General features: G+C 39.6%; 26 protein-coding genes and 1 tRNA gene. 20 read left to right on the top strand and 7 right to left on the bottom strand.

The features are described 5' to 3' along the window. The first annotated feature begins 141 nt into the window (after window positions 1-141). From EHR01_RS11495 to EHR01_RS11590, 20 genes are all read left to right on the top strand, one after another. Window positions 142-1,032, top strand: coding sequence for an alpha/beta fold hydrolase (locus EHR01_RS11495; protein ID WP_135694923.1), 891 nt, complete (start codon window positions 142-144; stop codon window positions 1,030-1,032). Next, window positions 1,017-1,610 carry a TetR/AcrR family transcriptional regulator gene (locus EHR01_RS11500; protein WP_135694924.1) on the top strand — a complete coding sequence of 198 codons (594 nt, stop codon included), beginning with the start codon at window positions 1,017-1,019 and terminating at the stop codon, window positions 1,608-1,610. The genes EHR01_RS11495 and EHR01_RS11500 overlap by 16 nt, the downstream gene beginning before the upstream one ends. A gap of 49 nt (window positions 1,611-1,659) precedes the next feature. Next, the gene (gene thrS / locus EHR01_RS11505) at window positions 1,660-3,573 is read left to right on the top strand and encodes a threonine--tRNA ligase (RefSeq protein ID WP_135694925.1); all 1,914 of its coding nucleotides are present in this window, start codon (window positions 1,660-1,662) and stop codon (window positions 3,571-3,573) included. A 48-nt stretch (window positions 3,574-3,621) separates the two neighbouring features. Continuing rightward, entirely contained in the window at window positions 3,622-4,503 is an 882-nt protein-coding gene (locus EHR01_RS11510) for a hypothetical protein (protein ID WP_135694926.1), read from the top strand. A 90-nt stretch (window positions 4,504-4,593) separates the two neighbouring features. Further along, complete coding sequence (infC, locus tag EHR01_RS11515; protein WP_135694927.1) at window positions 4,594-5,157, top strand: translation initiation factor IF-3; 564 nt, start codon at window positions 4,594-4,596, stop codon at window positions 5,155-5,157. Window positions 5,158-5,165: 8 nt separating this feature from the next. After that, on the top strand, window positions 5,166-5,366 hold the full coding sequence (gene rpmI / locus EHR01_RS11520) for a 50S ribosomal protein L35 (protein WP_002988170.1): 201 nt from the start codon (window positions 5,166-5,168) through the stop codon (window positions 5,364-5,366). 3 nt (window positions 5,367-5,369) lie between these two features. After that, window positions 5,370-5,723: a 50S ribosomal protein L20 gene (rplT, locus tag EHR01_RS11525; RefSeq protein WP_002975326.1), complete on the top strand. Its 354-nt coding sequence runs from the start codon at window positions 5,370-5,372 to the stop codon at window positions 5,721-5,723. Window positions 5,724-5,780: 57 nt separating this feature from the next. After that, window positions 5,781-6,419, top strand: a complete 639-nt coding sequence (locus tag EHR01_RS11530) for a hypothetical protein (RefSeq protein WP_135694928.1) — start codon at window positions 5,781-5,783, stop codon at window positions 6,417-6,419. A gap of 5 nt (window positions 6,420-6,424) precedes the next feature. Further along, the gene (locus EHR01_RS11535) at window positions 6,425-6,742 is read left to right on the top strand and encodes a cell division protein ZapA (protein WP_135694929.1); all 318 of its coding nucleotides are present in this window, start codon (window positions 6,425-6,427) and stop codon (window positions 6,740-6,742) included. After that, window positions 6,739-7,323, top strand: coding sequence for a 5-formyltetrahydrofolate cyclo-ligase (locus tag EHR01_RS11540; protein WP_135694930.1), 585 nt, complete (start codon window positions 6,739-6,741; stop codon window positions 7,321-7,323). Before EHR01_RS11535 ends, EHR01_RS11540 begins: the two co-directional genes overlap by 4 nt. 36 nt (window positions 7,324-7,359) lie before the next feature. Further along, complete coding sequence (locus tag EHR01_RS11545) at window positions 7,360-7,863, top strand: chemotaxis protein CheW (RefSeq protein WP_135694931.1); 504 nt, start codon at window positions 7,360-7,362, stop codon at window positions 7,861-7,863. 18 nt (window positions 7,864-7,881) lie between these two features. Then, a complete protein-coding gene (locus tag EHR01_RS11550) occupies window positions 7,882-11,073 on the top strand; it encodes a chemotaxis protein CheW (protein WP_135694932.1) in 3,192 nt (1,063 codons plus the stop codon). Then, a complete protein-coding gene (locus EHR01_RS11555) occupies window positions 11,070-12,137 on the top strand; it encodes a protein-glutamate methylesterase/protein-glutamine glutaminase (protein WP_135694933.1) in 1,068 nt (355 codons plus the stop codon). The genes EHR01_RS11550 and EHR01_RS11555 overlap by 4 nt, the downstream gene beginning before the upstream one ends. A gap of 1 nt (window position 12,138) precedes the next feature. Next, a complete protein-coding gene (locus EHR01_RS11560) occupies window positions 12,139-12,501 on the top strand; it encodes a response regulator (protein WP_002975323.1) in 363 nt (120 codons plus the stop codon). Window positions 12,502-12,504: 3 nt separating this feature from the next. Beyond that, on the top strand, window positions 12,505-13,248 hold the full coding sequence (locus EHR01_RS11565) for a segregation and condensation protein A (protein WP_135694934.1): 744 nt from the start codon (window positions 12,505-12,507) through the stop codon (window positions 13,246-13,248). Window positions 13,249-13,254: 6 nt separating this feature from the next. Beyond that, window positions 13,255-13,884 carry an SMC-Scp complex subunit ScpB gene (scpB, locus tag EHR01_RS11570; protein ID WP_135694935.1) on the top strand — a complete coding sequence of 210 codons (630 nt, stop codon included), beginning with the start codon at window positions 13,255-13,257 and terminating at the stop codon, window positions 13,882-13,884. After that, complete coding sequence (gene pheA, locus EHR01_RS11575) at window positions 13,885-14,976, top strand: prephenate dehydratase (protein ID WP_135694936.1); 1,092 nt, start codon at window positions 13,885-13,887, stop codon at window positions 14,974-14,976. Then, window positions 14,973-15,866: a prephenate dehydrogenase gene (locus EHR01_RS11580; protein WP_135694937.1), complete on the top strand. Its 894-nt coding sequence runs from the start codon at window positions 14,973-14,975 to the stop codon at window positions 15,864-15,866. Before pheA ends, EHR01_RS11580 begins: the two co-directional genes overlap by 4 nt. Next, window positions 15,863-17,020: a DUF1343 domain-containing protein gene (locus EHR01_RS11585; RefSeq protein WP_135694938.1), complete on the top strand. Its 1,158-nt coding sequence runs from the start codon at window positions 15,863-15,865 to the stop codon at window positions 17,018-17,020. Before EHR01_RS11580 ends, EHR01_RS11585 begins: the two co-directional genes overlap by 4 nt. A gap of 54 nt (window positions 17,021-17,074) precedes the next feature. Next, on the top strand, window positions 17,075-17,665 hold the full coding sequence (locus EHR01_RS11590) for a LemA family protein (protein ID WP_135694939.1): 591 nt from the start codon (window positions 17,075-17,077) through the stop codon (window positions 17,663-17,665). 142 nt (window positions 17,666-17,807) lie between these two features. Here the strand turns inward: EHR01_RS11590 and EHR01_RS11595 are convergent, their stop codons facing one another. The 7 genes from EHR01_RS11595 to EHR01_RS11625 form a co-directional block, all read right to left on the bottom strand. After that, window positions 17,808-19,238: an MBOAT family O-acyltransferase gene (locus EHR01_RS11595; protein ID WP_135694940.1), complete on the bottom strand. Its 1,431-nt coding sequence runs from the start codon at window positions 19,236-19,238 to the stop codon at window positions 17,808-17,810. Window position 19,239: 1 nt separating this feature from the next. Then, entirely contained in the window at window positions 19,240-20,478 is a 1,239-nt protein-coding gene (locus EHR01_RS11600) for an LA_2490 family SGNH/GDSL-type esterase (RefSeq protein WP_135694941.1), read from the bottom strand. 42 nt (window positions 20,479-20,520) lie between these two features. Then, window positions 20,521-21,471, bottom strand: coding sequence for an LA_2486 family SGNH/GDSL-type esterase (locus EHR01_RS11605; RefSeq protein WP_208721774.1), 951 nt, complete (start codon window positions 21,469-21,471; stop codon window positions 20,521-20,523). Continuing rightward, window positions 21,455-22,135, bottom strand: coding sequence for a DUF6989 domain-containing protein (locus EHR01_RS11610; RefSeq protein WP_135694942.1), 681 nt, complete (start codon window positions 22,133-22,135; stop codon window positions 21,455-21,457). Before EHR01_RS11610 ends, EHR01_RS11605 begins: the two co-directional genes overlap by 17 nt. A 96-nt stretch (window positions 22,136-22,231) precedes the next feature. Beyond that, window positions 22,232-22,308 (bottom strand) — tRNA-Val (locus EHR01_RS11615). 14 nt (window positions 22,309-22,322) lie between these two features. After that, window positions 22,323-23,606, bottom strand: coding sequence for a UvrD-helicase domain-containing protein (locus EHR01_RS11620; protein ID WP_135694943.1), 1,284 nt, complete (start codon window positions 23,604-23,606; stop codon window positions 22,323-22,325). 46 nt (window positions 23,607-23,652) lie between these two features. After that, complete coding sequence (locus tag EHR01_RS11625) at window positions 23,653-24,312, bottom strand: class I SAM-dependent methyltransferase (protein ID WP_135694944.1); 660 nt, start codon at window positions 24,310-24,312, stop codon at window positions 23,653-23,655. Window positions 24,313-24,357 lie beyond the last annotated feature (45 nt).

Genomic DNA, 24,357 nt, shown 5'->3' on the forward strand with positions numbered 1-24,357 from the left:
TTCGGGTTATTGAATCATCCAACTGCCAAAAAGGAAGGGCAAGCGGGAAAACACTTCGATTTTAGAAAAAAAAATCTACATTTAAAGAAACTTTGGTAAAAACTAATTGCATTAGTTAAATAAACTAATAGTATTAGTTTTATGAAAATTACCTACCACAAAATGATTCTATTTTTCCCATTTTTTTTCCCTTACTTTCTTTGGGGAAAAGATCTAACACCTGAACTTACTGCAAAAACTTTTTATTTTCAGACAAATGAAGGCCGAGTTGCTTACACAAAAAAAGGTAAGGGCAAACTCAATTTAATTTTACTTCCAGGGATTGGAGACAGGAAGGAAAGTTATGTAGACCTTGCGAGGATTCTTGCCAAAGAGAATTCTGTGTATCGTTTTGATTTACGAGGACTTGGAGAATCTGATTCCAGTTTTTCTTCCTATGGACCCAAAGAAACAGCAGAAGATATTTTGGCATTTATCAGGGAGAAAGATTTAAAAAATGTCTATATCATTGCAAATTCGATGACCGCAGCATCGGCTGTATACATTCGTTCGAAAGAAAAAACTAGGGTTTTGGGTTTGGCTCTTTCTGGTCCTTTCGTTCGCGATATAGAACCAATGTCTTTTGGAATGAAGGCACTCATCCATCTTGCCTTTCGTGGACCTTGGGGCCCAAGTGCCTGGGTTTCTTTTTATGAATCTTTATTTCCAGTCCATCCACCCAAAGATCTAAAAGAAAGATCTGAAACATTAAAAATGAATCTAAAGGAAGAGGGTCGTATGTCAGCTGTTAGATCCATGTTACTTGCACCCAAAACGGAATGTGAGGAAAACTTGCCACAGGCATCAGGCAATGTCCTTGTGGTAATGGGTTCCAAAGATCCCGATTTTGATTCCCCCAAAGAAGAAGCCGAATGGATCGCCAAAACTTTGGATGGATCAGTCAAAATTTATGAAGACGTTGGTCATTATCCTTTTGTGGAAGAACCTTCTCGATTTGCATCCGATGTAGAACTGTTATGGCAAAAAAAATAAAACACAAACCAGGTAGACCCAAAAAAGGCCAAACACAAATCACAAGAGAATTTGTTTTGGATTCTGCTTGGGACTTGGTGATGGACCAGGGACTTTCTGAATTTCGACTGGCAGGACTTGCGGAAAATTTAGGTATCCGTACACCCTCACTTTACAACCACATCCGCGATTTAGAGGATGTGCGTAGGGAAATGAAAAGAAGGTCCTTGCAAATATTAGGTGATAGGCTTTCTCTGAAGTCCAAAACTTCGAATGGTGGATCCGAAGGAATTTCCGAATTTTTAAATACTTACAGAAGTTTTGCGAAGTCTCACCCCCATGTTTACCCTTTAACCATTGAATCGACAGAATCCGATCCTGAACTAAAACCCATGGGTGATAGGATTTTGGAAACTTGCATGGAAGTCTTTCAGTTCCAAGCCTTGGATGAAACAGCAGTCCATAGGATTCGGATTTTACGTTCTCTCTTACACGGGTTTATTGTTTTAGAAGAAGCTGGCGGGTTTGGCCGGAAAGAATCCATTGAGGATAGTTTTAAGAAAATAACAGAATCATTGGAATCTGGTAGACTCTGGTAAAACTTTACTTTTCGGGAGAATGTGTCTGCGAAAACCTGGGTAAAGAATTATGGCAGCACTTACAATCACACTACCAGATGGAAGTTCCAAGGAACTAGAATCGGGTAAATCCTTTTCTGATTTCATCCAAGCCCAACTGCCTTTCTTGAAAGAGAAAGCTTTAGCCGTTGTTTTGTCCGATGGTCGCACCGTTGACCTTTCTTATATTCCTACGACGAACACCACAGTAAAGTTTCTCACCTTTGATGATACAGAAGGAAAAGAAGTTTTCCATCATTCCTCTGCCCACTTACTCGGTATGGCTGTCCAAAGGCTTTGGCCAGAGGCTCGTCTGACTGTTGGCCCAGTGATTGAAAATGGTCCTGGATTTTTCTTTTATGATATTGATTTTGGAACCATCATTTTAACCCCTGAGGACCTTCCAAAAATCGAAGCTGAAATGGCAAAGATAGTCAAAGAAGATCTCGTTGTCAAACGTTGGGAACTTTCTAAAGAAGAAGCTATCGAAAAGTTTAAAAAAGAAAACGAACCTTATAAAGTAGAACTCATCCAAGGATTCGATTCCGCATCTGTTTCGTTATACGGACAAGGGGAATGGTATGACCTTTGTCGTGGACCTCACGTGGCCCGCACTGGCCAACTCAAAGCTTTCAAACTCACTGCTATTTCTGGTGCGTATTGGAAAGGGGACTCCAAAAACAAACAGCTCACTCGTATTTATGGTGTGTCTTTTCCCACCAAAAAACAGTTAGACGAATATATCTTTCTCATTGAAGAAGCCAAAAAAAGAGATCATAGAAAACTGGGTAAAGAATTGGATCTTTTTAGTTTCCAAGACGAAGCTCCTGGGTTTCCGTTTTGGCATCCAAAGGGTACGGTTCTTTGGAACACTCTTGCTTCTTATATCCGTGAAGAATGTTTTCGTCGTGGATACCAAGAGATCAAAACCCCTGCGATTTTAAATTCCTCTCTTTGGAAAAAATCAGGCCATTGGGACAATTTTAAAGAGAACATGTATTTCACAGACATCGACGAAAGTGAATTTGCAGTGAAACCCATGAACTGTCCTGGTTGTTGTTTGATTTACAAATACCATATGCACTCGTACAGAGAACTTCCCCTTCGGTTTATGGAACTTGGGAATGTACATCGCCATGAAATGTCGGGCGTTCTTCATGGACTTTTTCGTGTGCGAGCATTCACACAAGATGATGCGCATATCTATGCACCGTTAGAAAAAGTAGAATCCGAAGTCGAGGATATCATTGATTTTACTTTTGATGTGTATAAAAAATTTGGATTTACTGAATTCAAAACTTTTATTGCGACAAGGCCAGAAAAATCACAAGGAAGTGATGAAGATTGGAATCTCGCCACACAAGCATTACACGATGCTTTGAAGAAAAAAGGAATCGAATACGGAATCAAAGAAGGGGACGGTGCTTTTTACGGACCTAAAATTGAATTCAATATTAAAGATTCCTTAGGTAGGTTATGGCAATGCGGAACCGTACAAATTGACTTCTCTATGCCGAATCGTTTTGAACTCGACTTCACTGCTTCAGATGGAAAAAAACATGCACCAGTGATGATCCATAGAGCTATCTACGGATCTTTGGAAAGGTTCATTGGAATCCTCATCGAACACTTCGAAGGGAAATTCCCACTTTGGTTAAATCCGACACAAATTCGTGTCTTAACTGTGGCAGAAGTACATAGTGATTATGCTAAAGAAGTATATCAAGATTTGGTAATGCAAGGTTTCCGAGTCGAGATGGACCTTCGTAATGAAAAGATTGGTAGTAAAATTAGGGATTCCATCCTAAAACGAAGTAGTTACACTTTGATTTTAGGTGATAAAGAAAAAGAATCAGGTTCTATCTCCTTCCGAAAGATGGGAGAAGAGAAAACAGAAACAGTTTCTCGAGATGGATTTCTTTCTCTTTTGAAAGGGGATCTTTAAATAAAGAAATTTCTTGACTAACACTTGGGGGGATCTACACTCCCTCCAGTGCCTCAAAAGCTAATCATCACCAAACAAACCAGTCCGGTCATTTACGATTTGGATCTTCCCATCCATCCACCGTATGATGCCCGTGATGCGTTCGATGCCATTCCCATGCAGCTCCTTCCCTATGCGGATGGACTCACTGTGGGTTGGAAGGTGAGTCCTATGCAGTTTGTCGATGGACTTGGTCGTGATTTAAAGTTAGATTGTCCAAGCATTGTGATTACCGGGGGACAAAACCTAGGGGATACTCCTGTGGTGCTCTATGTTGTTGCGGCTTTTTACGATAAAGAAAATCGCCTACTTTCTTGCCAGACTAGCGAACATATTGTCCAACCTTGGGAAAGTTACGATATCCCAGGGCTTTGGAGCCGATTTCCATTTCCCATCACCGAAATTGCAAGAGCCTCTGTGGGGATTACTTCCTACGGTTGGGAAGATCCAAGGCCAGAAGAAACCCAGATCCTTTCCAAAAGGAAGCCAAAACCCGAAACCAAATACGAATGGAAACGGGAGGGGGGAGTGGTTGGCTCCTATAGTTTCCAAAAATGGAACCCAGGTGTTGGAGACCTCCTTCTTGCCACAGAACCTCTCACGAAAGAAAACCGCGTCCGCATTCGTTTGGAGCGCCGAAAAAGTGAAGGGCTTAGTTACCTGGCACTTGTCCAGTCCCAATCACCAAAACATCTTGCCAAAACCCACGATCATTTGATCCAATATGCCATTTATACGCAAGATGGCCGACTTTTCCATGGCGGGTCTTGTATGGGAATGGGAAATCACGGGGATTTGGTCTCTCTGGTTCCCATTTTGCCAGAGTTATTAGAGTCTCCCTCCTTGTATTTAGAACTGGTTGTCTGGGAAGGTCCTTCCGGCTCGCTTTAACTCCTTTCCTTACGCAATTCCCAAAGAAATGTACTTGCGTGCCTCGTTTTTCATCCGAAATTGGAAATTGAAAGAAATTTCGGAGACTGAATGCAGAAACGGCCCAACCCTAGAGGGAACCCAAACCAAGATAAATTCGCCCACATCAGAATTAACGAACAAATTACCAATGTAGCATCGATCCGACTCGTCTCTGACGAAGGGTCTGACATCGTTACTCTGGAAGAAGCTCTGAAAAGAGCTAAGGAAGCTAACCTTGATTTGGTGGAAGTCTCGGGAGACCAAGATGTTCACGTCTGTAAGTTGATCGATTTTGGAAAATACAAATTCGAACTTCTTAAAAAAACGAAAGAAGCGAAAAAGAAACAACACGTTGTCACGGTGAAAGAAATTAAAATCCGCCCGCGGATTGATAACCATGACTTCGAGATTAAGAAGCGTCATGCTTTAGAATTCTTGCAAAAGGGTGATAAAGTAAAAGTGACTCTTCGATTCCGAGGCAGAGAGATGGTTCACTCTGAAATTGGAATGAATATTGTTAACCGGTTTGTCGAGGACCTAAAAGAGCATGCCTCTCCCGAAAAAATGCCGGTACACGACGGAAAGACGATAGTGGTCGTGATGAACCCAATTAGTGAGAAAACTAAAGGATAAAAACAACTATGTATAAACTAAAAACAAACAGGGCAGCAGCCAAACGTTTTAAGTTTACCAAGTCTGGTAAAATTAAACGCGGTTGTGCGTTCCGAAGACATATCTTAGAGAAAAAATCTCCTAAGATGAAACACCAAAGCCGTGGAATGCACCTCATCCATGAAACCGATTATAACCGTGTAGAAAAACTTCTACCTTACGGAGGTTAAACGATGCCACGCGCAGTCAACGGAACCATCCATAAGAATCGTAGAAAAAAAGTTCTCGCTAAAGCAAAAGGTTTTAGAGGCGGACGTTCAAAACTTTTCAGAACAGCAAAATCTGCTGTGATGAAAGCTGGTCAATGGGCATACCGTGACCGTAGAAAGAAGAAGTCCGAATTCCGTAAACTTTGGATTACAAGAATCAATGCTGCAGTAAGAGAAAATGGAATGTCTTATTCAAAATTCATCCATGCACTCAAAACACACGGAATCAACTTAGATCGTAAAACTTTGGCTGACCTTGCTTACAACCACAAAGAAGTATTCAACGCCATCGTAGAAAAAACCAAAGTCGCTAAGTAAATTAGTGCTTGATTGGAATAGAATGGCTCGGCTATTCTATTCCATCGGATTGTTATCATGTTAAAAATCGAAACCATTGAAGAGCTAGAAAGTAAAGTTGTTAAGGCTTTGGAGTTAATCCAAGACCTGAGAACGGAAAATGCACGCCTGGAGACGGAAAACGAATCCCTTCGTGCGGAAAACGACCAAATGAAGCTCGCAATGGAGGAGAAGGAACGTGAACTAAAAACACTTCGTTCCCAACTCCAAGACGCAAACGATGAGTTAAACCAACTCCGCGAAAGGGAAGGACTTTTGGAATCCAAAGTCCACCAACTCCTTGGTCGTTTGGATGGACTTCCTACCACAGGAAGTTCGGCTCCCAAATCACAACCAAACACAGATTCTAGTCCTGTCGAACCGGCGGTTGCAGCAGGGACTGCGGCGATTCCCAGCCTCGTGACAGACGAAGATGATGAAATCATTTTACTTGATGAAGACGAATCAGAATTCCAAACAGAAGATGTTTTGGAAAAACCTCCTGCTTCTGCTTCCTTTGAAAAAGAAGAACTAGTTGTCGAATCAGAGGAAGAAGTTCCTACCGTAGAAATCGATGAAGATGATGACATCATCATTGACGACGATGACGAAGCGATCAGTGTGTTTGATGCTGACGACGACGATGATTTTTTAATTATCGAAGACGATCCTAAATAAATTTTATGGCAGAGTCTGCCCCAAAGTCACAGAAAATAACCAAACAGATCTTTGGTGAAACTTATACCATTGTAGGTGAGGCTTCCTCGGGATATATTTCTGAGGTGGCTGATTACGTAGAATCTCGTTTGAATGAATTGTCGAAGGCTTTGCCTGCGGCATCCAAAACAAAATTGGCAGTGCTTTGTGCTCTCAATTTAGCAGATGAATTATTTCAAATGAGAGATGTTTCCGCAAAGGCAAAAGAAAATCCCGAACTAGAAGAACGAACAAAGAAGATCATTTCTCTATTAGAAGAGGGGATCATTGGGGATCATTTTTGAATCCAATTTCCAAAGAAGATGCTAGGAACATTCTAAAAAAAAACCTCCCGAACCTTCCTGAACGGGAAGACCATGAAGCGGCCATCTTAAAACGATTGTACCCGCTTTTGCAAGGCAAATCAAAAATCATCACATATGCACCGGACCTTCGGTACGAAGTGGACGTACTTCCAATCATTGAGTCCTGTCCTCTCCCGAGGCCAACTGGATTTATTGAAGCCAGACATTCTGCCAAATGGTATTTTCCTCGAATGAATGCAGAAAAAAACCTTCGGTTCCTTCGTCCCTATTCCTTTGAAAAAAATGCAATGGGACTTTTTGAACCAATTGGAGATGAGGAGATCTCCGTAGAGGATGCCGATTTGATTCTTGTGCCGGCCCTCGGATTCAATGAAAAAGGATACCGGTTGGGTCGAGGTGGTGGGTATTACGATCGCATTTTAAATTCAGAATCTCTCCAAAAGAAAACTGTAGGACTTAGTTTTTCTAAACTTTTTCCCGTCCCATTTCTTGCAGAGAATCACGATTTAAAAATAGGAAAAATGATTACGGAAACTCAGATTCATTCGTTTTTAGATTGAATCCGTGAAGGATTCTGACACGATTCCAGGTAGCATATGGACCAAGAAACATTACTCACATCCCTGGCGGAAAAAACCAAAATGGAACAAGAGTCCGATCTGGGAGACTTGGAACAGTTCCTTACGTTTACCATTGATAAAGAATTTTTCGGAATTCGTTTACTCTTGGTACATGAAATTTTAAAACCAGTTTTAATCACTCGGATTCCCAATGTAGATGATTACATTTTAGGTGTGATCAACCTCCGTGGAGAGATCATTCCCATTGTGGATTTGAAAAAAAGATTCCATGGAGCCGATTCTGAAATTTTTCCAATTTCAAGGATCATTGTCATCATGTTAGATGAAAAAAGAATCGGTGTCCTCGTTGATGAGGTCAAACAAGTTGTCAAAATCCAAAAAGATTTTATCAGTTATACAACGGATGACTTGTCGTTAAACTATAGTAAGATGGTTGAGTCGGTATCTAGATACGAAGACCATTTGATTTTGAATTTGGATTTGGAACAAATTGTTGATTTTGTTTCATCCGCAAAGTAACGAGAAAGGGATACGACATTGGCTGGAATTTTAGGCGAATACACAGAAGTTTTCCTGGAAGAATCTGAGGACCAAATTGAGGAATTAAATTCCAATTTGGTAAAACTCGAAAAAGACCATGAAAACCCAGAAATCATCAATGACATCTTTCGTGCGGCACACTCTTTAAAAAGTTCTTCTGCCTTTGTCGGTTTATACAATTTATCCGACTTAGCCCATACGATGGAAAACCTTCTCCAAAAAATTCGAGAAGGTAGTTTAGAAATCAACGTTAAACTTGTTAATTTACTGTTTGAATGTTTTGATCTAATCAAACAAGTGATCGAAGGTGTTGCTAACGGTGTAAAGGTGGAAACTCCTTTTACAGACATGATTAAAAAACTTCAAGACTATGAAGCCTCACCAACTCAATCTGGAACTTCCAAACCCAGCGAGGCCAAAACATCGAAAGAAAGTTCTTTATCATCGATCACCTTAAATGAGGAAGAAATTTCTGAAATCCGTCAGTCCCTAAAAGAGGACAGTGATTTAACTGCATTTTCTGTTCAGTTAAAATTAAAAGACGAAACACCTATGCAAAATTTGAGACTTCTTTTGATTTTGCAATCGGTGAAACAATCAGGTGTCATCATTAAATGTAATCCGTCTGAAGATGCATTGGACAATGGCCAAGGAAGTTTCGCACTTTCCTTTGTCACCGTCACCAGACTGAACAGACAAGAATTACATGTGCAGTGTAATATCGATATGGTGGATACGCTTTCTGTAGAAGAAATTAAACTTCCCGAAACAGAAATGGAAGCTCTTGAAAAAAAGACTGATGCCTCTAACAATTCATCCACAAACACAATGTCCACACATTCTGATTCAGAGGAAAAACAGGTAACAAAAGGATCTGCTAACTTTGAAAAGGCGGTCACAGATTCTAAAGTTGTGATGAGAACCATTAAGGTATCGTCTGACAAACTAGACCAACTCATGAATAACGTGGGGGAACTTGTCATTACCAACTCCGGATTCCAAAAAATCTATGATGATTTAGTGGCGCAATTCGGTGAAGATTCATTATTCAATGAACTCAAAGGAAAAATAGACCAAATCAATCGAATTTCCAAAGACCTACAAACCGGAATTATGAATATCCGAATGGTTCCGATTGGATCTGTATTCAACAGGTTCACAAGGCTCATTCGTGATCTTTCTTTGGAAACAGGCAAACAAGTGAATCTGGTATTACGTGGTGAAAACACAGAACTAGATAAAAAAGTAATCGATGCCATTGGGGAACCACTCATCCACCTCATTCGTAATTCAGTCGATCATGGAATTGAGTCTCCTTCCGAAAGACGAGCGGCCGGCAAACCAGAAGAAGGAACTGTGGAGCTGAATGCCTACCAAGGTGGATCCAATATCCTTGTCGAAATCCGGGATGATGGAAAGGGATTAAACAAAGATAAGATTCTAAAAAAAGCCATCGAACGTGGACTTGTGAGTGATACCGATGCACAGAACCTTTCTGAATCCGATATCTTCCAGTTTATCTTTGCGCCAGGTTTTTCTACTGCTGATAAAATCTCCGATATTTCTGGTCGCGGTGTGGGGATGAACGTAGTCAATAAACTCATTGAAGAGTTTAAAGGTAAAATTCTCATCCATTCCGAAGAAGGGAAGGGATCTTCCTTCACCTTATCTTTCCCACAAGCACTTGCCATCATTCCATCCATCCTTGTGATTATGGAAGAAGAAGTGTATGCTTTCCCCCTTTCCGAAGTTTCCGAAACCATCAAGGTCAATTTGGACCAAATCACTACTTTGGAAGGACACGAAATCATCAACTTACGAGGAGAAGTTCTACCAATCTATCGTTTGAATCGTATCCTTGGCCTTGCTGATAAACAAGATATGGTGGAAGTTCCTGTGGTCATCGTGAACTACAAAACCAGAAAACTTGGTTTTATGGTCGATGATTTGATTGGAAAACATGAAACAGTCATCAAGTCTCTTGGTAAAAACTTCAAAGACATCCAAGGTCTAACAGGTGCCACCATTATGGGAGATGGAACCATTATCCTGGTTTTGGACATTCCTGGTCTTGTGGAAATTGCCGCAGATAAAGTGGACTGGTCTGACAAGTTGGTTGCTGGTGAAATGATGAAGAGGGCCTCTACCATTCGTTCTTTGGAGATGTCTGATTCTGAGTTTATGTTCAAATCCAATCACCCAACAAACCGCTATAATGCGAAGTTGATTGAATTACGTGCCAAAGACAAATCACGAGTTAAAAAAGATAAACATAAAATTGAAAAACACGTGATTGTTCCAAAAGAAGAAGTTTTTGCGGAAGAACCTGTCACCAATCTGAAAATCACTACTGAGGTGATCAAAACAGAAACAGAAGTGAATGGGGATTCTGGTGAATCTTCTAAATCGGCTACAGCAACACTTGTGATCGATCACAAAACAGATGAAATCCATCGTTTGGCTGATGTTGCAAAAATCGAAAATGTAAAGTTAACCGAAAGAGAACAAGCCGCGGAAATCATCAAAGGTTTTGTGGAACAAAAAGAAGAACGTTTGAATCAAGTGGCTGCTTTGAACTCCGACGCGATTAATGAGATCATGTCTTCCAAAGATATCAAAAAGCTGGAAAATATTGTGAATACTGGTATGATGAATGCCGGTGTCGTACTCTCTCAGTTAGTTGGTAAAGAAGTGGAACTTTTTATTCCAGAAATCAAACTGACCGATAGAGAAGGGTTGGCGAAAGAATTCCGATATTCTATGGATCAGTTTTTTGGAATGAAAATCCGTATGACAGGGGATCTCAACGGAAACCTTCTTATGATGTTTTCTGAAGAAAATGGATCGGAAATTGCAAAAGAGTTACTTGGGTCAGAAGATGCCAAGTATGCAGAAGGAAGCATTCATAAACTATCAGAGGATATGGTTTCTGTTTTATCTGAAATTTCCAATATCGTTTGTTCCAGCGTAATGAACTCCCTATCGAATAAACTGAAAAAAGAAATTTTACCTTCAGTTCCAGAGATGATCACCGGAAGTTTTATGGATGTGATCGACATTGTAAAACCGGAAAGAACAAAATTTTTGTCCATGCATACGGAATTTAATCACCAAGGTAGCAACCTAATCGGTGTTTTGGTATTCCTACCAGATTTTGATGAGCTGGTAGATTTAATTCATAAATCATGAATAAAAAACCAACCGTTGCCATCATTGACGACTCACTTCTCGTGAGAAATATCCTGAGTGATGCTCTCACCAAAAAGGATGAAGTGCAGGTCATTGCCACAGGCAAAACCGGGATGGACTGCATTGATTTGGCTGGGAAGTTAAAACCTGATTTTATCGTCTTGGACATTGAAATGCCGATCATGGATGGGCTTACTGCATTGGCAGAAATTAAAAAATTAAAACTGCCAAGCCATGTGATCATGCTTTCGGTGCTGACCCAACATGGTGCAGATGCCACATTTAAGGCTTTGGAACTAGGAGCTGTTGATTTTATTCCCAAACCTTCCAGTGGAAACCAGTTCTCCCCGGAAGACATCGCTGCGGTTTTGTCCGCAAAAATCAAAGGGTTTTCTGATTCAAAGCAGCCGAGCATCGAAGTTCTCCTAAGGCCCGAGAGAACCGAACGCCAATTAAATAAAAGTTTTCAAAAACCGATCAAAGTAGACGCTATCGGAATTGGGACCTCCACGGGAGGACCAAAAGCATTGCAGACAGTCTTTGCAGGGATTCCGGAAGATTTTGCAAAACCAATCTTTGTGGTGCAACATATGCCAGCAGGGTTTACCAAGGCATTTGCAGATAGATTGAATTCCTTGTCGAAGATACAAGTGAAAGAAGCAGAGCAGGGTGACTTGGTTCAGTCTGGAACTGCTTACATTGCACCTGGTGATTACCAGATGACTGTGATCACAAAAGGAAAGGATCATTTCATTGAACTGCACCACACAGGTCAGGTCAATGGGCATAGACCTTCGATTGAAGTATTGTTTGATAGTTTGGTGGAAGCTTACGGTGGGGACCATCTTTTATCCATGATCATGACTGGTATGGGCAAAGATGGATCACAGGCCATCACCAACATTCACGCCAAAGGTGGTATCACTCTGGCGCAGAATGAGGCAACATCCGTAGTGTACGGAATGAACCGTGTTGCAGTAGAACTGGGAGGAATTGATTTTGTTCTTCCAGTGGATGAATTGGTACCAAAAATGATTGAATTATTAAAGTCGAGAGGGAATTAACATGGCAAGAATTTTGGTTGTAGATGATGCAAAATTCATGAGAACGCTCGTAAAAGATGCGTTAGTTGGTGCGGGTCACGAGATCGTAGGTGAAGCTGAGAACGGTAATATTGCGGTAGAACAATACAAAAACCTCAAACCGGACTTAGTGACTATGGACATTACCATGCGTGAAAAAGACGGAATCGAAGCAACAAAGGAAATCATTAAATTTGATGCATCCGCTAAGATCATTATGGTAACGGCTCTTGGTCAGGAAGATTTACTAGCAAAAGCAATTAAGATGGGTGTGAAGGATTTTGTTGTGAAACCTTTCCCTCCTGAAAGATTGCAACAAGCTGCAGCAAAAGCACTAGGTTTATAAATCGTGTCTAGGACCCCGGAGTTTATCGTCCGGTGGCAAAACCAGGACGGAGGACTGACAGAAGGACCTTTAACGGTTTTATGGTCTCTGATTGATAGTTATAAGGTTGATATTTTTGAAGTCTCCCTTTCGCGTATCACATCCGATTTCATTCAATTTTTGAGAACCAGTCAGTCCTTATCGATTGAACTTACTTCTGAGTTTGCCGTAATGGCATCTCATTTGGTGTATTTAAAATCCAAAGCCTTATTGCCAGATCCTGGTTTTGAGGAAGAGGATTATGACCCGCCTCTTCCCAAAGAACTTGTAGATAAATTACTCGAACACAAAAAGTTTCAAATGGCTGGGCAACGTCTGGCAGAACTGGACAGGTTGACCGCAGGAATGTTTACCCGGGAAACCAATCAGGTTTTGGATGAAACCGAAGTATGGTTGGATGTAAGCCTTGTGGATTTAATTTCCGCTTTCAATTCGATTTTGGAGCAAGAGTCTTCCAATGAAATTGAGGACCTAGTCCCCATCTATGAAGGGGTAAGCCAATACTCCGTAGAGGACAAAATGGCCTATTTACAGGGCCTTTTAGAAAAAACCGGGGAAATCCACTTTATGGATTTGTTTGAAACAGAAAAACCGGAAAAAAAAGAAATCGTCGCTGCCTTCCTTGCCGTATTAGAAGTTGTTAAAATCCGAGTTTGCAAAGTCCTCCAACATGCAGTTTTCGGAGAAATCAAAATAGTCAAGGTTTAGATTCATTTGGAAGAAAGAACTTATACTAAGGGCCTTCTTGAGGCGCTTCTTTTTTTATCTTCAGATCCAATCAAATTGTCTGCGCTTGCCAAGTCTGCTGGGATCGAAAAAACAGAAGCCCGGGAACTCCTCGACGAACTGATATTAGATTACCAAGAAAAAGAAGGTGGTTTTTTATTAAGAGAAATCGCCGGTGGATACCAGTTCATCACCAACCAAAAATATAGCGAAATCTTAGCACATATCTTTAAGGATAAAAAAAGAGAAACCCTCTCTCGCGGAACCTTAGACACTCTTGCCATCATTGCTTACAAACAACCCATCACACTGACAGAACTGGATGAAATTCGAGGAGTATCTTCTCGCGCTATGGTAGCAAGTCTTATGTCCAAAAAACTGGTGAAAGCCGTGGGACAAAAAGAAGTTCCTGGAAGACCAACTTTGTATGGAACCACCAATGAATTCTTGTTACACTTTGGTTTAAGTAAACTCACAGACCTTCCAACACCTGTGGAAGTCAAAGAACTTAAATTTGAAGAATTCACACCAGAATCCATTATTGTGACTGATGAAACAGAAATGAATCCTGATTTTGATACAAGCACACTACCGGAAGAATTACAAGAAGGGTCTTAAATGAGCAGTGCAGAAGAAGAACTAAAAAAAATCCGTGCTGGTATCGATTCATTAGACACTGAAATCATTGCTCTCATTCAAAAACGGGCTGGTTACGCACAAGAGATTGGCCGTGTTAAAAAAGAATCCGGTGGACCAATTTACCGCCCGGATCGTGAAAAAGATGTATATGAAAAAGTTACAAAACTATCAGGTGGGCCACTTCCTTCTTCTGTGATTCGGGCAATTTACCGAGAGATGATGTCTGGGACCATCGCCTTAGAACACCCGTTAAAGATTGGTTTTTTAGGCCCAGAAGGAAGTTTTTCTCATTCTGCAATGCGTTCTAAATTTGGAAGTTCCATTGATGCAGTTCCTCAAACTTCGATTCCAGATGTGTTTCGAATGGTGGAGGAAGGTAAGTTGGATTATGGAGTGGTGCCTGTGGAAAATTCCACAGAAGGCCAAGTCAGTTCCACCTTGGATATGTTTTTAGAAACTGATCTTTTCGTTTATTCAGAGTTATACCAAAGGATTTCATTTTCTTTACTCGGTTTTGAATCAGACCTTTCTCTTGTGAAAAAAATCTATGGAATTCGAATCGGAAACGAACAATGCCGCAATTGGATTTCTGCGAATCTTCCAAATGCAGAAGTTGTGGATACTTCTTCTACTGCGATGGCGGCAAAGTTAGTATCCGAAAGAAAAGACGGCCTTGCCATTGCATCCAAAATAGCTGGCGAAATTTATAATTTAAATATAATTGCAGAAGGGATTGAAGATTATTCGGGAAACACCACTCGGTTTCTTGTGATTGGCAAAACAGAATCACCTAAAACAAAAGAAGATAAAACATCCATTGTGTTTTCTATTCCGAACCAAACTGGTTCTTTGTTTGCTATTTTAAAAACATTTAATGATGCTTCGATCAATCTAACAAAAATTGAATCAAGGCCATTAAAACGAAACTTATGGGAATACCATTTTTTTGTCGATTTTATTGGTCACAAAGAAGATCCAAAAATCGCAGAACTTCTCGAAAAAGTAAAATCACAATGTACTTTGTTTAAACTTTTGGGTTCCTATCCAACAGCCGGATCTTTTCCGACATGAACTTATCCACAGTTTTGGTTTATGGAATGGGCCTTATGGGTGGTTCCCTTGCCCTCGCGATTCGTCAGAAATTTCCAAATACAGAAATTTCAGCTGTGGTTCGTTCCGAAAAAAGTAAATCTACGATTTTGACAAAACAACTGGCAAATCATGTTTTTTTGCAGAATGAATTCCAAACGCCAAATTGGTCTAACTATGATTTGGTGGTATTTAGTACTCCTGTTGAGTCCATTTTGAAAATCATTCCGACTCTTCCTAAATCGGGAAATACAATTTTTATCGATTTAGGATCTACCAAAGAAACCATTGTTTCTGCAGTGGAATCCTATTTTGGGGATATGGCCCACAATTACATTTCTACCCATCCTATGTGCGGATCTGAACAAGCGGGCCCAGATGCTGCAGTTCCAGATTTATATGTAGATAAACTTTGTATTTTAACTTCTCCAAAATCTGCATCTAACACTAGTTTGGAATGGGTTCGGTCGTTTTGGGAAAAAATTGGTTCCTGGACTTTGGAAATGGACTCCAAATCACATGATGAAACATTGGCTTATCTTTCCCATCTTCCTCATGTGATCTCTACCTTACTTGTCAATGTGGCTGGATCCAATCCTACAACTAAAAAAGAAATCTTAGAATCTTCTAAACCCATTACGGGTGGTGGGTTTCGGGATATGTCAAGGATTGCCGGTTCCAACCCGGATATGTGGATTTCTATCTTCAAAGAAAATCAAAGATTTCTACTTAAATCAATTGATGATTTGATTCAACAATTATCGGAGTTTCGAAATCTTTTTGGATCAGATGGTTCTTTTGATGAAACACAAATTCGAAAAATTTGGGATTTGGCAATAGCAAACAAAGATGAAATTCGAAAAACAAAATGAAGTTTTTAAAAAACATAAATAAGTTAAGCGGCTGTAAGGCGGCCATTCTTACCAACCAAAGTGCTTTTGGTCATCTTGGAAAATACCATTTTCAAACATATTCAGAGATTTTTGATTTAAAAACAATATTTTTGCCAGAACACGGACTCTTTGCTGAGTTACAAGACCAGGTCAGTGGGGATGAACTCAAATATCTTTTTGGAGATATGCAGATTGTGAATCTGTATGGGAAGGAAGAATTTAGTTTAGTTCCACCAAAAGAAAATTTAACCAATGTAGATGTGATCATCATTGATATAAAAGATGTTGGTTCGAGGTATTATACTTTTTTAACAACAGCCTATTATATTTTATGTGAAGTTTCGCGTATAAAACGGGAAACAGGAAAGGCGCCCCTTTTTTTAGTGATCGATTCCCCAAACCCTATTGGAACTAGAGTTGAAGGGACACCACTGCAAAAAGAATTTGAATCTTTTGTAGGGGTCACTTCGGTTCTGCATAGGCATGGACTCACTCCTGGTGGATTATTGTCATATTATAATGAAACCTTTCAGCTAAAGGTGGATGTGATTGTAGTTCCTGTAGGAGTGTTTCATCCAAAATCTGTATCAAGTTTTGAATGGGTTCCTCCTTCGCCAAATATCCCAACACAGAGCACTTGTTTGGTGTATCCAGGGATGTGTCTTTTGGAAGGAACTAATTTATCAGAAGGCAGAGGGACAACCAAACCTTTCGAAACTTTTGGGGCTCCCTATTTAGTTGGTAAAGCGAAAGAAGAATTAGACAGGCGGATGCTCTCCCACCAATCAGGAAAGTTTATTTTACGTAACTTAAGATTTTTGCCTACATTTCATAAGTATGTTGGCTCCATTTGTGAAGGTTACCAACTCATGGTATTAAAACCAAAGCAGTTTCATTCCTTATATTTTGTATTATATTTTTTGAAACAATTGTTGGAACTCTTTCCCAAAGAATTTGAATATTTAAAAGGAGTCTACGAATTTCGTTCGGATCGCCCTGCCATTGAGCTTCTTTGCGGTGATTCAACTTTATTAGACTATTTATACGGAAAACGAACAGATTCTGAACTTGAGATGTATTTAAAAGAATCAGAAAGTCGTTGGACGAAACTGATAAAACCCTTTCGGTATTAAATTTTTTAACAAAATGGTGTTGCAGACCGACTAAAGGTTAGGTATACAATCACCATGACAAGAATGTTTCGAACCATTTTTCTAATTTCCCTTATGGCAACAGTTCTTACCAACTGCGGTTATAACCGTATCCAAGAGTTGGATGAAGAAGTGACTGCTTCTTGGGCAGAAGTTCTCAACCAATACAAAAGAAGATCGGACTTAGTTCCTAATTTGGTTTCTGCCGTTAAAGGATTTGCCAACCAAGAAAAAGACATCATGAAAGGAATTGCAGAAGCAAGAGCAAAAATTGGTTCTATCCAAGCAACTCCTGAACTTGTAAACAATCCTGAAAGTTTAAAACAATTTGACCAAGCGCAAGGACAGTTGGGTTCAGCTTTGTCTAGGCTATTGATGATCCAAGAAAATTATCCTCAACTCAAATCGGACCAACACTTTTCAGATTTAATGGCGCAGTTAGAAGGAACAGAAAATAGAATCACTGTTGCAAGAAACAGATTCATCAAAGCAACCAAAGACTACAATGTGTACATTCGTCAATTTCCGGCAGTACTTACTGCGAAAGCTTTTGGTTATGATGCAAAAGCAACCTTCACAGTGGAAGATCCAAAAGCGATTGAAAATGCACCGAAAGTAGAATTCTAAATTGTAATAGAAAGTAAATGTATTAAGAAATTTAAATCATACAAAAAGATTGAATCAAATTAAGGATTACTTAGATTCAATCGAAATGCATTGATTTTGAATTATAAAAGGAAGCCGGTAAGTGATTACCGGCTTTTTTTATTTAGAACTGAAAGTAGAGGAAGGGGCTTGATACTGTTACACTATAGATAATAAATGAAGTGATATAGAGTAAGATACAAGTTGGAATGAGAAAGTATAAATTGTCTGTGATAAAGGCAAATCTGTCTTCGTTTCTATCTTGGAGGATATCGACTAAAAATAAAAATCCAACTAAGACCACAAGGCTTACACTCATTTGAGGAAACATTCCACTCACACCGGTAAAGGCACGCTCTAACATAATTTTGGTGATTCCCATTCCTGTGGGAACTTCTGGAGTGGCTTTTGCTCGGAAGAAAAAACAAGACAAAACAAATACACCAACGGGATACAATGGTTGGATGGAGCGTGGTACTCGGTTCCAGGCCTTTCTCATGGTTTCAAATTTGAAAACAAATTTTTCCACCACCATCATTGTGGAATGAAGGGTCCCCCAAAATACAAATGTCCAATCGGCCCCATGCCAAATTCCAGAAACAAAGGTAGTGATGAAGAGATTTACGTAGGCCATAATTTCCCCTCGTCTGTTTCCGCCCAGAGTGATATATACGTAGTCACGTAACCAAGAACTAAAGGATATATGCCAACGCCTCCAAAGTTCAGTCAGTGTGCCTGATAAAAAGGGACGATCAAAGTTTTTCGGAATATGAAAACCAAGAATCCTTGCAGTTCCAATGGCAATGTCGGAGTATCCTGAAAAATCGCAATAGATTTGAACGGCAAATAAAAAAGCGGCAATCCACATCGCGATCCAATTGTATTCTGTTGGATTGGCATACATGGGATCGATCACATACGAAACCGGATCAGCAATGAAAGTCTTTTTAAAGATTCCCCAAAAGAGTTGTTTTAGACCCTGTTTTAGATTCTCTTTCGTAAAGTCTTTAGAATCTAAAAACTGGTGGAGGACATCACTGGCACGTAAGATGGGACCAGCTACGAGTTGTGGAAAAAATGCTAGAAAGAGTCCGAAATGAAAAATGGATTTGGCTCTTTCGACTACACCTCTATAAACATCGACTGCATAAGATACTGCTTGTAAGGTGAAAAAACTAATCCCCATCGGAAGAAGAATTCCTGACTTTTGTACAAATTCTGGATCACAAGGGGTAAGGGAAAATGTTTGGTTCCAAACCGTAATGGAAAAGTCCAAATATTTAAATACAAAAAGTAAACCTAAATTACTCCAGACAGCCACATTCAACCAAAAGAGTTTTTTTGCTTTGGAAGAAGCTAACTCCATATAGTCGACAGCAAGTTTTGTAATGACGAAGGAAAACACGAGTAAAATTAAAAAAGGAATTCGAAAGATTGCATAGAAATACAAACTAACAATAAATAACCAAAGACCTTGGAATCGTTTTGGAATTAAAAAATAAACAAGGATAACAACGGGTGCAAAGATCAAATAGTGAACTGAATTAAAAAGCATATTATTTGTAATCCTTTAGGGCATCGGCAATTGATTCGGCAGCCCACAGATTGCCTAATTTGGTTAGGTGGCCATCTCCCGGTATGTAATAATCCTGAATCCCAGCTTTGTTAGTTTTCCCATTTCGAGTGAACTCGCGACCGCACATTTTGTCCGTATAGGGGAGAATGTCTAAAGTTTTGATCCCTTTTGAATCCAAATATTTTTTAGCTCGAATGGCATAACCTCCGAGTGCATTAAACTTTCCGAGTTGGCGACAATACACTTCTTCGATTTGCATGGGAAGGATGACGGGAACCAATCGGTATCCTTTTTCTTTTGACAGTTCTATCATCAAATCATAGGCCCTGGTTGTGGTTTCAGGTAAGGGTTCTAGTGAATTTGGATCCACTGGCGTATCAGAACAAATTACATTCAGATTTTGTAGAGGAGTGGGGCAAATAAACTCATTTGTCTCTTCACATTTCTGGTGTTTGACGGGAAGAATAAAAGTTTCTCGCAAATACACCAGCGGAGAGGAACTCAAAAGATTTGTATCTGCTGCAATTAAATATTTGGTTTGTGCAAATTTGACTTTCGTTTGTTCGTAACCAAGTTTTAGGGCCTGTAAAAGATAGGAAATTCTTGTAAGTTCAAACTGAATGCGAAAGTTTTTTTTCCAAACAGGATCGTTTTCGTGAAGTGCATCGTTTTCATCATCTGGAAGGATACCTTGGGCTCGTAACTCTTCAGGCATCGTAAAATCATTTGGCGAAATAAAGAACAATACAGTTTTGATATTGTCAATCTTTGTGGACATATCTTTTAGGCGTTTGTAAGAACCAAGAGATCCATAAGCATCCACACCCAAATTCAAACTTTGGTAACTTAGTCCGTTCTCTTCCAATCCACCAAGTCTGGAACAAAATGTATCTTCATCGGAAACACCAAATCCCATAACCAAACTATCCCCAAGACAAACAAGTTTCGGTTTTTTGGGGATTGGCTCTTCTATACCTCGAAGTCCCAGCGAATTGGTAGTAAACTGTCCTTGCCAGAGATCGGCATAGTGACGGACATAGCGACTTTCGTTTGGTTCTAAGGTGACACCATATTCAGGATGGTAGGCATGCAACAATTTGACATCGCGGTAATAACGTAAAGCAGGCGGATTGGAAATGCGTAAAATCAATTCCAAAGAGAGTAACGCCAACGGGAAAAATAGGACAATGGCTCCCCATCGTTTCCAGTTTTGAATCATATCCCTCTAAAATTTATACATAGGGCAGAGAATCAAGCATTTCTAAGGCAAATTTAAGAAGTCCTTGGCAATCGCATCGGCAAAAAGTTCCGCTAGTGCTGGCCCTGGATGACCATCAAGAGGAATGTACACTTGCTTTTGTTCTTTAAACAAAACTTCTGTTTTTTTTCTTAGATCGATGGTTTTCACTTTTTGTTTGGAAAAGAAATCTTTTGCTACATCGTAATTTGGATCTTTTGTGTCAGGGGTTCCTTCTCTGGACATTCCCCAACTAAAGAGGATTTTCATTTTTTCTTTAGGGATGACTCTATCTGAGAAAAAATCCACCAAGTGAGAATACGTAATATGTGATTCAGGATACTTTATCGGAATTCCGTACGAAGTGTACACATTCGCTTTGGGAGAAGGAAGAAGATTTCGATACAGGTAGGAAATTTGGGACAGTAGGTGGTGGATGGGATAAAAAATTCGTTTGAACCCTTTTTTTTCTCGTTCGTCATCAATAAAATCGGAAGGATTCCAAATCCAGTAGATTTGTTCGGGATAATCTTTGGTGTCAATGGTCTGTAGTGTTTCTTTCAGAAGTTTTAAAACACCTTTTGTTCCAATGGCATCCACAGCAACCACTCTTACATCTAAATTATATTTTGAGTTTATATAAAAGGCAGGTGTTTCTTTTGTTGGTAGGCCATATCCCATTGCCATAGAGTCGCCAACTAACCAAAGTTTTGAATTGTTTTTGTCTTTACCTAGAATTCTTTCCCCGAAGGAATTTGTTTGGATATCCCAAATTTTTCCATCCTTACGTAAAAACTCTGCATTAACATTGGGGCAAAGGCGGATATCCGTGAATCCATACAAACAATGAATTTTTTTGTATTCAATTTCTTCCGTTTCTCTTTTGGACTTGTAACGAAAAAACCCCTCTCCTAGAAAAAAAACTAAGAGAGTAAGGATACCAATTATGGATGAAAATTTATAGAATTTTTTCAATGAGAAGGTAAAAGAAAGAAAGGTTTCCAATATAGAGAATCATTACTAAAAAACCCATAGCAATTTGAAAGATATAAGCAGAATAAGAAAATCCTTGGTAAGCAAGATAAGCGGTAATACCTAAGATCATCTCGGGAACTAACACATAGTAGGCTACTTTTCCCCACATCTTCACATTTTGAGGATACCAAGAACCGAGTGCCCACATGGTAGCTTCCGAAGTTCCAAAAATCACGAGAGCTGTGATTCCAACCCAAAGTCCCGTTCCAATGATGGAAACAGACATTTCTTCCAATTTGATTCCTGTATAAACACAAATAAATAAAGGAATGACCCAAAGCCCTGCCATATAACCAGAAACAGTTCCTATTTTCAAAAATCCATCGTCAGGAAACACTAAGATTTGTAAGGCGCTAGAAAGAAACCAATCAGGAAAGACCATAAAAATGGACAAAGGAACTAAAAATTTCCAAATCCGAAAGGGTGTATGCCAGCGAAGTGCCAGAGAGAGGCCAACAAAACTAAGATGGAATAGGAGAGTGAGGGAAGCAAGTTTGACCCCCGAAGGGCTTTCTGACCAATACAAAACGAAGACGGATACAATGCTAAATATCAAAAAATACAAAGCCAAAAGGAATTCTTCTGCAAGGAACTTGGGTTTCATCGCTTTGCACTGTAAGGAATCTGAAACGGGATGCAAGTCGAAACTTGATTGGGCAGGGTTAAAAAACGATAACGAAACAATTTTCGTTTATGTTCTTGGTGGGAGATACTGGGTTCGAACCAGTGACCTCTACCATGTCAAGGTAGCGCTCTAACCAACTGAGCTAATCCCCCAAGGTAAAACCACTTCACCAGAGCCGGGCCCACCGTAAAGTACGATTTCGCAATCGGTTCCTGAATGAAAAATCCCCACTCATTTGATCGGCCAGACGATCGGGTTTGGATTTGTCCGGGATGAATAGTATCAAATTGTCTTTTGCTCTTGAAAGTCCAACGTAAAGAATCCTTCGTTCTTCTGCTTCATCAACTTCGTTTCTATTTTCGCTCCAACCAAGTACAAGATCCAGGAGAACAGTTGTGAATTCCAAACCTTTGGCACTATGGATGGTCATCACTTGTGCCAAAGGTACTCCCGATTGGATCCATTCAAATTTTCTGAAATTGCTACGAGTGAGAATGATTGTGTTTGGGTCTTTTTTCTGCCATTGTTTCCAAATCTCCAATGGTCTTTTTTTGGTTTCTCTGATTCGTTCTACTTGGAAGATTCCTTTTTCCTTTCGAAAGGTTTGTACCTGCTTTTGGATTTTGTCTTTATTGTGATGCAAAGGAAGGAGAGATGATTGGATGATACATTCCTTTGAACGGTAGTTAGTGGATAAAAAGTATTGGATCACAGAAGGAAAATGTTTTGGAAAGTCCAAAAAAGGTTTTGGTGTGGCACCGCGAAATCCGTAGATAGCTTGCCAATCGTCACCTACCACAGTGATGGATTGGAAGTTCATTTTTTTAATGATTTGGAGCTGGACTTCGTCAGTGTCTTGGAACTCGTCGATGATCAGTGATGTCCATCTTTCTTTGGCTAAATTGGATGGTTCCGTATCCAAAAATTTTAGAAAGTCAAAAATCAAATCATCAAATTCAAAGTAACGGTTGTTCTCTTTCCAAGATCGAAATTTTGTTAAAAAAGATTGGTATGTGGTTTCAGAAAGTTGGCGAAAATATTTTCCATTGTTTTTGAAAAGGGTGGGAAAAGGAATTCCTCCAATTTCATAACGATATTCATAAAGAATATTCTTTGTGATTTCCCATTTTTTGGATTCGCAGAGTAATTTGTAATCTGACCAATTTTTGGATGAATCGTATTTTTTTAATACATGATAACAAAACGAATGAAAGGTGGAAATATGGTAATCTTTGGATAAACCTTTTTTTTCACACCTTTCTTTGAATTCGTTTGTTGCTTTTTTTGTAAATGTAACGATGAGAGTGTTTTTTGGGAGAATGGAGTTTTGTTTTTCCCTTTCTTCCAAAAGACCAACCATTGTTGCGGTTTTTCCAGAACCTGCACCAGCAATGACTTGTTTGATTGGAAAATTAGAATGAATGATTTTTTTTTGTTCTTCGCTCCACATAAATGGAGAGAGAAAACAAAAACTTTTTTGGTTCTACTTTTTTAGATCATTGTTTAAAAACTGCACTGTCTTCATCTTCCTCTTCTTTGAGGTCATAATAACCATAAATAAAATTGGAACTTGCCTTCACTTCCATTCCGTAAAAATGTTCGGAGATCCTTCCTGATTTTGTGACTTCAAGTTTGTATTCTTCCGCAAGAAATTTCATTTTATCCATAGATATCTTTTCGTTGATTTTAGGACCAAATCCAGATTCCGTTTTTGACCAATCGATGATAAACAGTCTTCCTCCTGCTTTCATGGAACGAATGAGTCCGTCCATCGCCAAACCAGGGTTTGGGAATGTGGATAACGATAGCGATGCAAAAATTATTTCGGGGACAGGCACCCATTCCGGTAGAAGGGGATGGTCTGATTGGTCCATATGGAACGGAGTGAGTTGTTCGATTCCTTCCATGAGTTTCCGGCGTAAGACCATATCGATGATCTCTTGTTGGCATTCCGCAGCCCAGATCCAAACATGGGGAAACCATTTTCTAAACTCGTTAAAGTAAAACCCAAGCCCACTCCCAAAATCAACGAGGTTGTTTAGACCTTTCCAGTTGAAAAAGGCATAAACATCTTCAGGAGGACAAACATCTCTCCTATGACTTGAAAGTAAGTATTCCTGGTAACTTTGTGAACGGTAGTATTCCGTTTCCGACATAATGACAATTCTTACAGAAAAGCTGGGAAAGTACAAACGAAAAAT

The organism is Leptospira mtsangambouensis, assembly GCF_004770475.1.
GTDB classification, from domain to species: domain Bacteria; phylum Spirochaetota; class Leptospiria; order Leptospirales; family Leptospiraceae; genus Leptospira_A; species Leptospira_A mtsangambouensis.